This is a genomic window from Enterobacter cloacae complex sp., from assembly GCF_900322725.1.
GTDB lineage: Bacteria > Pseudomonadota > Gammaproteobacteria > Enterobacterales > Enterobacteriaceae > Enterobacter > Enterobacter quasihormaechei.
The window spans coordinates 1851221-1864642 of sequence record NZ_LT991957.1 but is presented as its reverse complement, the minus strand read 5'-3'; the positions used below and the strand labels follow the sequence as shown (position 1 = coordinate 1864642).

General features: G+C 58.1%; 7 protein-coding genes. 6 read left to right on the top strand and 1 reads right to left on the bottom strand.

Annotated features, from left to right (window positions below; genetic code table 11):
• The first annotated feature begins 10 nt into the window (after positions 1 to 10).
• From bcsB to DBR02_RS09380, 6 genes are all read left to right on the top strand, one after another.
• Positions 11 to 2434, top strand: a complete 2424-nt coding sequence (gene bcsB, locus DBR02_RS09405) for a cellulose biosynthesis cyclic di-GMP-binding regulatory protein BcsB (RefSeq protein WP_107534170.1) — start codon at positions 11 to 13, stop codon at positions 2432 to 2434.
• Between the two features lie 6 nt (positions 2435 to 2440).
• Positions 2441 to 3547, top strand: a complete 1107-nt coding sequence (bcsZ, locus tag DBR02_RS09400; RefSeq protein WP_063450028.1) for a cellulose synthase complex periplasmic endoglucanase BcsZ — start codon at positions 2441 to 2443, stop codon at positions 3545 to 3547.
• Complete coding sequence (gene bcsC, locus DBR02_RS09395) at positions 3529 to 7011, top strand: cellulose synthase complex outer membrane protein BcsC (protein ID WP_107534169.1); 3483 nt, start codon at positions 3529 to 3531, stop codon at positions 7009 to 7011. Before bcsZ ends, bcsC begins: the two co-directional genes overlap by 19 nt.
• Before the next feature lie 120 nt (positions 7012 to 7131).
• Positions 7132 to 9138: a biofilm formation regulator HmsP gene (gene hmsP, locus DBR02_RS09390; RefSeq protein WP_107534167.1), complete on the top strand. Its 2007-nt coding sequence runs from the start codon at positions 7132 to 7134 to the stop codon at positions 9136 to 9138.
• 159 nt (positions 9139 to 9297) lie between these two features.
• Positions 9298 to 10584 (top strand): C4-dicarboxylate transporter DctC, encoded by a 1287-nt coding sequence (gene dctA / locus DBR02_RS09385; protein WP_063450025.1) that lies wholly within the window; start codon positions 9298 to 9300, stop codon positions 10582 to 10584.
• 222 nt (positions 10585 to 10806) lie between these two features.
• Entirely contained in the window at positions 10807 to 12297 is a 1491-nt protein-coding gene (locus DBR02_RS09380; RefSeq protein ID WP_063450024.1) for a M16 family metallopeptidase, read from the top strand.
• Positions 12298 to 12359: 62 nt separating this feature from the next.
• Here the strand turns inward: DBR02_RS09380 and DBR02_RS09375 are convergent, their stop codons facing one another.
• Complete coding sequence (locus DBR02_RS09375; RefSeq protein ID WP_107534165.1) at positions 12360 to 13289, bottom strand: sugar kinase; 930 nt, start codon at positions 13287 to 13289, stop codon at positions 12360 to 12362.
• Positions 13290 to 13422 lie beyond the last annotated feature (133 nt).

Sequence of the window (13422 nt, the reverse complement as noted above, 5' to 3'; positions counted from 1 at the left end):
TGATAACGCGATGAAAACAAAACTTTCCTGGTTATGTGCAGTGGCAATGGGGATGAGTGCGCTCCCTGCAACAGTGGCTAACGCGGCGCCTGATAACGCAGCGGCCACGCCCGCTCCAACGGTGCCTGTCGTCGCGCAAGCGACCGATCCGGTTGTGACGGCGGCGCCGGGGCAGACGGAAAACGTCGTCCCAAATCAGCCGACGACGGGAAATACGCTGCCTGCCGGTAATCCGGTGGTGGGGCAGGTCATGCCTGGCGTGCCCGGGGCCAACGCACCCGTGGTTGCGGAAAATACGCCGTCGCGTGACGTTAAGCTGACGTTCGCCCAGATCGCGCCTCCTCCGGGCAGCATGGTCCTGCGCGGCATTAACCCCAATGGCGGTATCGAATTCGGTATGCGCAGCGATGAAGTCGTGTCGAAAGCGATGCTCAACCTGGAATACACGCCATCGCCGTCGCTGCTGCCGGTGCAGTCCCAGCTTAAGGTCTATCTGAATGACGAGCTGATGGACGTCCTGCCCGTCACCAAAGAGCAGCTGGGTAAGAAAACCCTGGCCCAGGTGCCGATTAACCCGTTGTTTATTACAGACTTTAACCGCGTACGTCTGGAATTTGTCGGTCACTATCGCGATGTCTGTGAAAACCCGGCCAGCAGCACCCTGTGGCTGGATGTGGGCCGCAACTCCTCGCTACAGATGACGTATCAGCCACTGGCGCTGAAAAACGATCTCTCGGCCTTCCCGGTGCCGTTCTTCGACCCGCGCGATAACCGTCCTCTGAACCTGCCGATGGTGTTTGCGGGCTCTCCGGATGTGACCGAACAGCTGGCGGCCTCCATCGTGGCATCCTGGTTTGGTTCCCGCTCCGGCTGGCGCGGTCAGAGTTTCCCGGTCATGTACGACAAAATGCCGGATAAAAACGCGATCGTGTTTGCCACCAACGCCAAACGTCCGTCATTCCTGCGTGACCATCCGGCTGTGAAAGCGCCCACCATCGAGATGATCACCCATCCGGACAACCCGTACGTGAAGCTGCTGGTGGTCTTCGGGCGTGATGAAAAAGATCTGGTGCAGGCGGCGAAGGGCATTGCGCAGGGGAATATCCTGTTCCGCGGCAACAGCGTCGTGGTGGATGAAGTGAAACCGCTGCTGGCGCGTAAGCCTTATGATGCCCCAAACTGGGTGCGCACCGACCGCGCGATCACCTTCGGTGAGCTGAAAACCTATGAAGAGCAATTGCAGTCCACCGGGCTGGAGCCTTCTCCCGTCAGCCTGTCGCTGAACCTGCCGCCGGATCTGTATCTGCTGCGCACCAACGGGATTGATATCAACCTGAACTACCGTTACACCGCGCCGGCAACCAAAGACAGCTCGCGCATGGATATCAGCCTCAACAACCAGTTCCTGCAATCGTTCAGCCTGACAAGCAGCCAGGAGACAAACCGGCTGATGCTTCGTCTGCCAGTATTGCAGGGGCTGCTGGACGGTAAAACCGATGTGTCGATCCCGGCGCTGAAGCTGGGTGCGGTGAACCAGCTGCGGTTTAACTTCCAGTATATGAACCCGATGCCGGGTGGAACGGTGGAAAACTGTATTACCTTCCAGCCGGTGCAAAACCACGTGGTGATTGGTGATGATTCCACGATCGACTTCTCGAAGTATTACCACTTTATCGCGATGCCGGACCTGCGTGCGTTTGCAAATGCCAGCTTCCCGTTCAGCCGCATGGCAGATCTCTCTGAATCAATTGTCGTGATGCCAAAAGCGGCTAACGAAGGTCAGGTTGCCACGCTGCTGGATACCATGGGCACCATCGGGGCGCAAACCGGCTTGCCGGCGGTCAACGTGACGGTGACGAACGACGGTAGCCAGATCCAGAACAAAGACGCCGATATCATGGTCATCGGCAACATCCCGGACAAGCTGAAAGACGAGAAGCGCGTCGATCTGCTGGTGCAGGCGGCGCAGTCATGGGTCAACACGCCGCTGCGTCAGACCGAGTTCCCGAGCATCATGCCGGACAGCGGCGATCGTCAGGCCAATATCAGGACGACCGTAAGCTCAACGGGCCCGATGGCCGCGATTGTCGGCTTCCAGTCGCCGTATAACGACCAGCGCAGCGTTATCGCCCTGCTGGCGGACAGCCCGCGCGGCTATGAGCTGCTCAATACGGCCATGAACGACAGCGGTAAACGGGCGGCAATGTACGGTTCCGTCTCGGTTATTCGTGAGTCGGGGGTCAACAGCCTGCGCGTGGGGGATGTCTACTATGTGGGCCATCTGCCGTGGTTCGAGCGCCTGTGGTACGCCCTGTCTAACCACCCGGTGCTGCTGGCCGTGCTGGCTGCGCTCAGCGTCGTATTGCTGGCCTGGGTGCTGTGGCGTCTGCTGCGAATCATTAGCCGTCGTCGTCTTAATCCGGACCATGAGTAAGCGGTGATGAAAATCTTTCGTGGGTGTGTAGTCGCAGCGTTGATGCTGGCGGCGGCGAATCTTCATGCCGCCTGCCGCTGGCCCGCCTGGGAGACGTTCAAGCAGGATTATATGAGCGAAGGTGGGCGCGTTATCGATCCCAGCGACGCGCGCAAGATCACCACCTCGGAAGGGCAAAGCTATGGGCTGTTCTTTGCGCTGGCAGCAAACGATCGCAAGGCGTTCGATCTGCTGCTGGCATGGACACGCGATAACCTTGCCGAGGGGGATTTAGCCCAGCATCTCCCAGCCTGGCTGTGGGGGAAAAAGGACGACGAAACCTGGGCCGTTATCGACTCGAACTCGGCGTCGGATGCCGATATCTGGATTGCCTGGTCGCTGCTGGAAGCCGGGCGGCTATGGAAAAATCCCGATTATACGCGCACGGGTAAGGCGCTGTTGACGCGCATTGCCACCGAGGAAGTGGTGAAGGTGCCGGGTCTGGGCTCTATGCTGCTGCCGGGTAAAGTCGGTTTTGCCGAAGAGAGTGCCTGGCGCTTCAACCCCAGCTACCTGCCGCCGCAGCTTGCGAGTTATTTTACCCGTTTTGGTGCACCGTGGACGACGCTCCGAGAAACCAACCTGCGTCTGCTGCTGGAGACCGCGCCTAAAGGATTTTCCCCGAACTGGGTGAAATATCAGAAGAAGGGCGGCTGGCAGCTGAAGCAGGATGCGTCCCTTATCGGCAGCTACGATGCGATTCGCGTCTATCTCTGGGTAGGGATGATGAACGATAGCGATCCACAGAAAGCCCGGCTACTGGCGCGTTTCAAGCCCATGGCGACCACCACAACCAAACAAGGCTTGCCGCCGGAAAAAGTGGACGTAGCGACCGGGAAACGTACCGGAGATGGGCCGGTTGGGTTCTCTGCCTCCCTGCTTCCGTTTTTACAAAACCGGGACGCGCAGGCGGTGCAACGTCAGCGCGTCGCCGATCGTTTTCCCGATAATAATGCTTATTACAGCTACGTTCTGACCCTCTTTGGACAAGGGTGGGATCAGCATCGTTTTCGCTTCACCGCGCAAGGTGAATTACTACCGGATTGGGGCCAGGAATGCGCACGTTCACACTAAATCTCCTCACGTTATCGCTTGGCCTGGCGCTAATGCCCCTGGCCCAGGCCGCCAACTCCCCGCAGCAGAGACAGCTGCTGGAACAGGTTCGTCTGGGCGAATCCACGCAGCGTGAGGATTTGGTGCGTCAGTCGCTCTACCGCCTTGAGCTGATCGACCCCGACAACCCGGACGTGATTGCCGCACGCTTCCGCTATCTGTTACGACAGGGCGATACGGCGGGCGCGCAAAAAGAGCTGGATCGCCTGAAAGGAATAGCACCCGATTCCAGCGCGTACCAGTCCTCCCGTACGACCATGCTGCTCTCCACGCCGGACGGTCGCCAGGCCCTCCAGCAGGCTCGCCTGCTTGCCACTACCGGCCATACGCAGGAAGCCATTGCCGCGTATGACAAACTGTTTGACGGGAATCCGCCCTCGGGCGACATCGCGACGGAGTACTGGAACGTGGTGGCAAAAGATCCCGCCCGCCGGAACTCAGCCATAGGCCAGCTTAAAAACCTTAACGCCACCAGCCCGGGCAACGCCCCGCTACAGGCCTCGCTGGCCCAGCTTCTGTTCGAGAGCGGACGCCGTGAAGAAGGGTTTGCGGTGTTGCAGGAGATGGCCAAATCGAACAAGGGCCGCAGTCAGGCGTCGGATATGTGGTACCAGCAGATCAAAGATCTGCCGGCCAGCAGCACCAGCGTCACCGCGCTGCAACAGTACCTGAGCGTGTTCAGCGATGGCGATAACGTGACGGCGGCGCGCGCGCAGCTTGAAGCGCAGCAAAAACAGCTCGCCGATCCGGCGTTTCGCGCCAAAGCCGAAGGGTTAGCCGCGGTGGAAGCCGGGCAGGGCAACAAAGCGGTGACGGAGTTGCAGAAAGCGGTCAGCGCCAACCACGCCGACAGCGAAGCCGTAGGCGCGCTGGGGCAGGCCTATTCCCAGAAAGGCGATCGCGCCCGCGCGGTGGCGCAGTTTGAAAAGGCGATCGCCCTCGATCCGCAGAGCGATAACCGGGGCAAATGGGACAGCCTGCTGAAGGTCAACCGATACTGGCTGCTGATCCAGCAGGGGGATAACGCCCTGAAAGCCAACAATACGGCCCAGGCAGAACGCTATTACCAGCAGGCGCGCAGCGTCGATAATACCGACAGCTACGCGGTGCTGGGGCTGGGTGATGCGGCGGCGGCGCGTAAAGATAACGACGCGGCCGAACGCTATTACCGCCAGGCGTTGCGTATGGACAGCGGCAACACCAACGCGGTGCGCGGTCTTGCCAATATTTATCGCGCACAGTCTCCGGAGAAGGCGACGCAGTTTATTCAGTCGCTCTCTGCCAGCCAGCGCCGCAGCATTGATGATATTGAACGTAGCCTGACGAACGAGCAGCTGTCAGCCCAGGCCGAACGGCTGGAAAGCGAGGGGAAATATGCCCAGGCCGCAGAAATCCAGCGCCGACGCCTTGCGCTTTCCCCGGGCGACGTGTGGATCACCTACCGGCTGTCGCGCGATCTGTATAGCGCGGGTCAGCGCAGCCAGGCCGATAACCTGATGCGTCAGCTGGCAAGCCAGAAACCGGACGATCTGGAGCAGGTTTACGCCAGCGGGCTGTACCTGTCCGGCAACGATCGGGACCGCGCCGCGCTGGCGCATCTGAACACGCTGCCGCGCGACAGGTGGAACAGCAACATTCAGGAGCTGGCGAGCCGCCTGCAAAGTAACCAGGTGCTGGAAAACGCCAACCGCCTGCGCGACGGTGGAAAAGAGCAGGAGGCGGAAGCGCTGCTTCGCCAGCAGCCCCCGTCCACCCGTATCGACTTAACGCTGGCGGACTGGGCTGAACAGCGTGGCGATCATGAGGCCGCGAAAACCGCCTACAACACCGTCCTGCAACGGGAACCGCAGAACGAAGACGCGATTCTCGGCCTGACCGAAGTCAATCTTGCTCAGGGCAACAGGGACGCCGCTCGCGCTGAGCTGGCGAAACTGCCCGCGGCTCAAAACGGCGAACCGCTCTCCCTCAATATGCAGCGCCGGATCGCCATGGCGCAGGCCGGTCTGGGTGATTCTGCCACGGCAGAAAAGACCTTCAACGCCATTGTTCCTCAGGCAAAATCGCAGCCGCCTTCTATGGAAAGCGCGCTGGTGATGCGTGATGCCGCCCGTTTCCAGGCACAAAACGGCCAGCCTCAGCAGGCGCTGGAAACCTGGAAAGATGCGATGGTCTCATCGGGCATCACGACGACCCGTCCGACCGATAACGACAGTTTTACGCGTCTCACGCGTAACGATGAGAAAGATGACTGGCTGAAGCGCGGCGTACGCAGCGATGCAGGCGATCTTTATCGTCAGCAGGATCTTAACGTCACGCTGCAACACGACTACTGGGGCTCCAGCGGCACGGGGGGCTATTCCGACCTGAAAGCCCACACCACCATGCTCCAGGTTGATGCGCCGCTGTCGGATGGTCGCATGTTCTTCCGTAGCGATCTGGTCAATATGAACGCCGGTTCCTTTGATACGGACAATGGCACTTACGATCCAACGTGGGGCACCTGCGCCGAAACGCCATGTCGCGGCAGCACGAATCAGTCGGCCAACGGCGCCAGCGTCGCCGTCGGCTGGCAGAACCAGACCTGGGCGTGGGACATCGGTACAACGCCGATGGGCTTCGACGTGGTCGATGTAGTGGGCAGTCTGAGCTACAGCAACGACTTAGGGCCGATTGGCTACACCCTGAACGCCCATCGCCGTCCGATTTCCAGCTCCGTGCTGGCCTTCGGCGGGCAAAAAGATCCCAATACCGACACCACCTGGGGCGGCGTGCGTGCCACCGGTGGCGGCGTGAGCGTGAGCTACGACAAAGGCGAAGCTAACGGTATATGGTCAAGCCTGAGTGCCGACAGCCTCAGCGGGAAGAATGTCGAAGATAACTGGCGCGTCCGCTGGATGACCGGCTATTACTACAAGCTTATCAATCAGAACAACGAGCGCCTGACGGTCGGTGTGTCCAATATGCTCTGGCATTACGATAAGGATTTAAGCGGTTATTCGCTGGGCCAGGGCGGTTACTACAGCCCGCAGGAGTATGTGTCGTTCGCTTTACCGGTGAACTGGCGTAAACGCACCGAGAACTGGTCATGGGAGCTGGGTGGCTCCGTCTCCTGGTCCCATTCAAAAACAAAAGATGTGATGCGTTATCCGTTGCAGGGGCTGATCCCGGACAATGAGCCAGGCCGTTATACCGATAAAGGTGTGATGGAAACCGGAAGCAGCTCGTCAGGGACGGGTTATACCGCAAGGGCGATTGTTGAACGCCGCGTGACGTCCAACTGGTTTGTCGGTCTGGGCGTTGATATTCAGGAAGCGAAAGACTATACCCCGAGTCATGCGCTGCTCTATGTTCGGTATTCTGCCGCAGGCTGGCAGGGTGATATGGACTTACCGCCGGAACCGCTGGTGCCTTATGCAGACTGGTGATCGGATTTTTGCTTAATCTAATTGTAAGTCTCTCTTAAAAGTGCAGCTATCGGGTATACTCGGGCGCACCAGGTTTACACCCTGGTGCGCCCTGCGCTTCGAGTTTTGTGGAGAGTCATTTTGCGTGTCAGCCGTTCCTTAACGATCAAACAGATGGCGATGGTGTCTGCCGTCACAATGCTGTTTGTCTTCATCTTCTGCGTCATTTTGCTGTTTCATTCCGTACAGCAGAACCGCTATAACACGGCTTCGCAACTGGAAAGTATTGCCCGCTCGGTGCGGGAACCTCTGTCGGCCTCGATCCTGAAAGGGGATATCCCCGAGGCGGAATCCATTCTGAAGCGCATCCAGCCTGCCGGTATCGTGAGCCGCGCCGACGTCGTACTGCCGAACCAGTTTCAGGCGCTGCGGATGAGCTTTATCCCGGAGCGTCCCGTCCCGATGATGGTGATGCGCCTGTTTGAACTGCCGGTGCAGATTTCGCTGCCTCTCTATTCCCTGGAAAGACCGGCTAACCCGCAGCCGCTGGCTTACCTGGTGCTACAGGCGGACTCGTACCGCATGTATAAATTCGTCATGAGCTGGGTTGCTACGTTGGTAACCACTTACTTACTCTTGACCTTAATGTTGAGCGTGGCGCTGACGTGGTGCATCAACCGGTTAATTGTGCATCCGTTGCGCCGCATCGCGCGGGAGCTGAACGACCTCTCTCCGCAGGAGCAAATGGGGCATCAGCTACCGTTGCCGCGCCTTCATCACGACGATGAAATCGGCATGCTGGTCCGGAGTTACAATATCAACCAGCAGCGTGTCCTGCGTCAGCAGGAAGAGCTCAGTAACAATGCCACCCGTTTTCCGGTTTCCGATCTGCCTAACAAAGCGTTTTTAATGGCCCTGCTGGAGCAGACCGTCGCCCGCCAGCAGCCCACCGCGCTGATGGTGATCGCCTGCGAAACCTTGCAGGACACGACGGGCGTGCTGAAAGAGAGCCAGCGCGAGATGCTACTTCTGACGCTGGTGGAAAAGGTGAAATCTGTTCTGGCGCCGCGCATGGTGCTCACCCAGGTCAGCGGCTATGACCTGGTGGTGATCGCGCACGGCGTAAAAGAGCCGTGGCAGGCCATTACGCTAGGTCAGCAAGTGCTCACTGTCATTAATGAACGGCTGCCCATTCAGGGTATCCAGCTTCGTCCGAGCGCGAGCATCGGGATTGCGATGTACTACGGTGGCCTGACCGCCGAGCAGCTTTACCGACGTGCTTTCTCGGCAGCGTTCACCGCGCGCCGGAAAGGGAAAAATCAGATCCAGTTCTTTGACCCGGAGCAGATGGAAAAAGCCCAGCAGCGCCTGACGGAAGAGAGTGACATTCTGACGGCGATGGACAATCGCCAGTTTGCGCTCTGGCTACAGCCGCAGGTGAATTTGCGTACGGGTGAAGTGACCAGCGCCGAAGCGTTGTTGCGCATGCAGCAGCCGGACGGCACGTGGGAGCTGCCTGAGGGGATGATCGAACGTATTGAGTCCTGCGGCCTGATGGTCACCGTGGGGTACTGGGTGCTGGAAGAGTCGTGCCGCCAGCTTGCGGCCTGGCAGCAGCGGGGCATTACGCTGCCGCTGTCGGTGAATCTCTCAGCGCTACAGCTGATGCACCCGACCATGGTGCCGGAGACGCTCGCGCTGATCCACCGCTACCGCATCCAGCCCGACACGCTGATACTGGAAGTCACCGAGAGCCGTTGTATCGACAATCCTGACGACGCTGTCGCCATTCTGAAACCGCTGCGTAACGCCGGGGTCCGCATTGCGCTGGACGATTTTGGCATGGGGTATTCCGGCCTGCGCCAGCTTCATCACATGAAAACCCTGCCGGTGGACGTCCTGAAAATCGACAAAACCTTTGTTGAGGGGCTGCCGGAGGATTGCAGTATGGTACAGGCCATTATTCAGATGGCGCACAGCCTGAATCTGCACGTGATTGCCGAGGGAATTGAAAACGACGCCCAGCGCGAGTGGCTGGCTGCGGCAGGCGTGGAGAGCGGTCAGGGCTTCCTTTTTGATCGTGCCGTGCCGTCGGATATTTTTGAGCAACGCTATCTCGCCGCTGCTGGCAATAACGCAAAAGTGTAATTTTGTTGCTGGCTTGTGCGAGCCAGCTCAAAGTTCTTAACATTTGCGTTTCAAATTTGAACCTCGTTTATTTCTGTCCTGTTATGTGGGTGTTATTTTAAAGCCGCAGGTTAACCATAACCTTACAAAGCCTGTAGTTTTTCTTCCCAGGGACACCCTATGAAAACCTCACTCTTCAAAAGTCTTTATTTCCAGGTCCTGACAGCCATCGCCATCGGTATTCTGCTCGGTCACTACTACCCGGAACTGGGCGCGCAAATGAAGCCGCTCGGCGACGCGTTCGTTAAGCTCATCAAAATGATCATCGCGCCGGTCATCTTCTGTACCGTGGTGACCGGTATCGCCGGCATGGAAAGCATGAAGGCGGTCGGCCGTACGGGGGCGGTTGCCCTGCTGTACTTTGAGATTGTCAGTACCATCGCACTGATTATCGGCCTGATTATCGTCAACGTGGTGCAGCCTGGCGCGGGCATGAACGTTGACCCGGCCACGCTGGATGCGAAAGCGGTGGCGGTTTACGCTGAACAGGCGAAAGATCAGGGGATTGTGGCCTTCCTGCTGGACGTGATCCCGAGCAGCGTAATTGGCGCGTTCGCCAGCGGTAACATCCTTCAGGTGCTGCTGTTTGCCGTGCTGTTTGGCTTTGCCCTGCACCGCCTGGGCAGCAAAGGCCAGCTGATTTTCAACGTCATTGAAAGCTTCTCGCAGGTTATCTTCGGCATCATCAACATGATCATGCGTCTGGCCCCGATTGGTGCCTTCGGCGCGATGGCGTTTACCATCGGTAAATACGGCGTCGGCACGCTGGTACAGCTCGGCCAGCTGATTATCTGCTTCTACATCACCTGTATTCTGTTTGTGGTGGTGGTGCTCGGCTCCATCGCCCGTGCGACCGGCTTCAGCATCTTCAAATTTATCCGTTACATCCGCGAAGAGCTGCTGATCGTGCTCGGCACGTCCTCTTCTGAATCCGCGCTGCCGCGCATGCTCGATAAAATGGAAAAGCTGGGCTGCCGTAAGTCCGTGGTGGGGCTCGTTATTCCGACGGGCTACTCCTTTAACCTCGACGGCACCTCGATATACCTGACGATGGCGGCGGTCTTTATTGCCCAGGCCACCAACAGCCACATGGATATCTTCCATCAGATTACGCTGCTGGTGGTGCTCCTGCTCTCCTCAAAAGGGGCGGCGGGCGTCACGGGCAGCGGATTTATCGTGCTGGCGGCGACCATTTCAGCGGTTGGTCATCTGCCGGTGGCGGGCCTGGCCCTGATCCTCGGTATCGACCGCTTTATGTCTGAAGCCCGTGCGTTAACCAACCTGATCGGCAATGGCGTGGCGACGGTCGTTGTAGCGAAGTGGGTGAAAGAGCTGGACCACAAGAAACTTAACGATACGCTGAATAACCGCCCATCTGAGGACAAAACCCCCGGTTTATCCTCTTAATCCCTCATAAATGCCCGTATTCCCTTGTGGGGATGCGGGCACCTGCGCATAATAACCGCTCATACCTGTCATAATTCGACAAGATTTTTTTGAGGTATATTTCACTTCCGCCCGTGACGTTTAGCCGAACACGCTGTCTAATCGGAAGGTTTTCATCGTCATCTTTGAGTGCTCACGTCGCGAGACACTCTCTTTAACCAGGAATGTTGATCAGGGGTTCACATGCAGGGCACAAAAATTCGACTCTTAACCGGCGGTTTGCTGATGATGGCAGCAGCCAGTTATGTGCAGGCAGATGCGCTCCAGCCAGACCCGGCCTGGCAACAAGGAACACTGGCGAACGGTTTCCAGTGGCAGGTATTATCCACTCCGCAACGTCCGAGCGATCGCATTGAAATTCGTCTGGCTGTGAATACCGGCTCCCTCACAGAAAGCACCCAGCAGACCGGCTTAAGCCATTTTATTCCTCGACTGGCGCTCACCCAGAGCGGCAGTTTGCAGGCGGTTCAGGTGCGTTCTTTATGGCAACAGGCCATCGATCCAAAACGCCCGCTTCCCCCGGCTGTGGTCTCCTATGACTACACCATGTTTAACCTGAGCCTGCCCAACAACCGTAACGATCTGCTTAAAGAAGCGCTTACCTATCTTTCCGATGCGACCGGCAAACTGGCGATTACGCCGGAGACCGTAAACTATGCGTTGAGCAACAGCGACATGGTGGCGACCTGGCCGACGGATACCAAAGAAGGCTGGTGGCGCTACCGCCTGAAAGGGTCAACGCTGCTTGGTCATGACCCGGCAGAGCCGCTGAAACAGCCGGTTGACGCACAGCAGGTGAAATCTTTCTACCAGCAGTGGTACACCCCGGACGCCATGACCCTCATTGTGGTGGGCAACGTGGACAGCCGTGCGGTGATAGAGCAAATCAACAAAGCCTTTGGCGATCTGAAAGGGAAGCGTGAAACGCCAGCCCCGGTTCCTACGCTTTCTCCGCTGCGTCCTGAGACGGTCAGCATCATGACGGATACCGTGCGTCAGGATCGTCTTTCAATGATGTGGGATACCGCCTGGCAGCCGATTCGCGAGTCTTCGGCGCTGTTGCGTTACTGGCGTGCGGATCTCGCGCGTGAAGCGCTGTTCTGGCACGTTCAGCAGACGCTCAGCAAGAACAACGTTAAAGACATTGGCCTGGGCTTTGACTGCCGCGTGCTGTTCCAGCGCGCGCAGTGCGCCATTAACGTGGAATCGCCCAGCGATAAGCTGAACGCGAATCTCGGCGTGGTGGCAAAAGAGCTGGCTAAAGTGCGCAAAGAGGGCCTGTCTGAAGAGGAGTTTAACGCGCTGGTCGCGCAGAAATCCCTCGAATTGCAGAAACTGTTCGCCACCTATGCCCGCGCCGATACCGATATCTTAATCAGCCAGCGCATTCGATCCTTGCAGAATCAGGTCGTGGACATCGCGCCGGAGCAGTATCAGAAGCTGCGTCAGGATTTCCTGAACGGCCTGACCGTTGAAATGCTGAATCAGGATCTGCGTCAGCAGCTGTCGCAGGATATGGCGTTGATTCTGTTACAGCCGAAAGGTGAGCCGGAATATGACATGAAAGAGTTGAAGGCCACCTGGAACGCCATCATGGCAACGGCGCCGCAGCCAGTACAGGCGGCGGCCGATGATTTGCATCAGGATGCGAGCGATATTCCTCAGGGTCAGTAAGGTCCTGAGTGCCCTCTCCCTGTGGGAGAGGGCTAGGGGGAGGGCATCAGCCCGCACCGTTCTTAAGCAGGCATCGCCTCGCGCGGAATAATCGCTCCGCGATACTGAATCACCGTGCTGGCCGTCAGGTGACCGCGCTGCGCTGCCGCTTCCGGTGTACCGCCGGTCAGACGTACCGCCAGATAGCCCGCGCTGAAAGAATCGCCCGCCGCAGTGGTATCAATCACTTTCTCTTTCGCCAGCTTCACCGCCGGAACCTCTGTCACGGCTTCACCCGTCACCGCCACCAGGCAAGACTCCGCCCCGCGCTTAATCACCACTTCACTGACCCCAGCGGCCTGCGTCCGGGCGATAACCTCATCAACCGGTTTTTCACCCCACAGGGCATCTTCATCATCCAGCGTCAGGAAGGCGATATCGGTGCATTCCAGCATCTGCTGGTACACCTGCTGCGTCTCTTCACGGCTGGCCCAGAGGCGCGGACGGTAGTTGTTATCGAAAATCACTTTGCCGCCGTTGGCGCGGCATTCGCGCAGCAGTGACAGCAGCTTTTCACGGCTCTGCTGGCTCAGGATCGCCAGGCTAATCCCGCTCAGGTAGAGGTAATCAAAGGTGGCCAGCTCTTCACAAATCGCGGCGGCGGCATCGCTTTCCAGCCAGAATTTGGCAGCCGCTTCATTACGCCAGTAGTAGAAGGTGCGCTCGCCGGTGCTGTCGGTTTCGATGTAGTACAGACCCGGCAGACGGTTTTCCATTCGCTGGATCAGCGACGTCCCAACATTTTCACCCTGCCAGGCTTCCAGCATCTGCTGGCTGAAGCTGTCCGTGCCGAGCGCAGTAACGTAATCCACGCTCAGCGCGTCGGGGGCGACCTGACGGGCAATGTAAACGGAGGTGTTCAATGTATCGCCGCCAAAACCGCGGCTCACTTCCGCGCCTTTCTGGGACAGCTCAATCATGCATTCGCCAATCACGGCAATTTTCTTAGACATAGTCGTGAACCTGAACAGAGTAATTAAAGGTAGTGTGCGCTGTGTGTTTTTTACGGTCAACCATATTAAAACGACGTTCCATTATTTTTTTTGAGCCAGCGCGTGTTCCGGCATATTTCTGTCATCTTAATTT

Coding starts and splice junctions, on each gene's coding strand:
- bcsC (WP_107534169.1), top strand. CDS start 3,529: ATGCGCACGTTCACACTAAATCTCCTCACGTTATCGCTTGGCCTGGCG.
- DBR02_RS09375 (WP_107534165.1), bottom strand. CDS start 13,289: ATGTCTAAGAAAATTGCCGTGATTGGCGAATGCATGATTGAGCTGTCC.
- bcsB (WP_107534170.1), top strand. CDS start 11: ATGAAAACAAAACTTTCCTGGTTATGTGCAGTGGCAATGGGGATGAGT.
- dctA (WP_063450025.1), top strand. CDS start 9,298: ATGAAAACCTCACTCTTCAAAAGTCTTTATTTCCAGGTCCTGACAGCC.
- DBR02_RS09380 (WP_063450024.1), top strand. CDS start 10,807: ATGCAGGGCACAAAAATTCGACTCTTAACCGGCGGTTTGCTGATGATG.
- bcsZ (WP_063450028.1), top strand. CDS start 2,441: ATGAAAATCTTTCGTGGGTGTGTAGTCGCAGCGTTGATGCTGGCGGCG.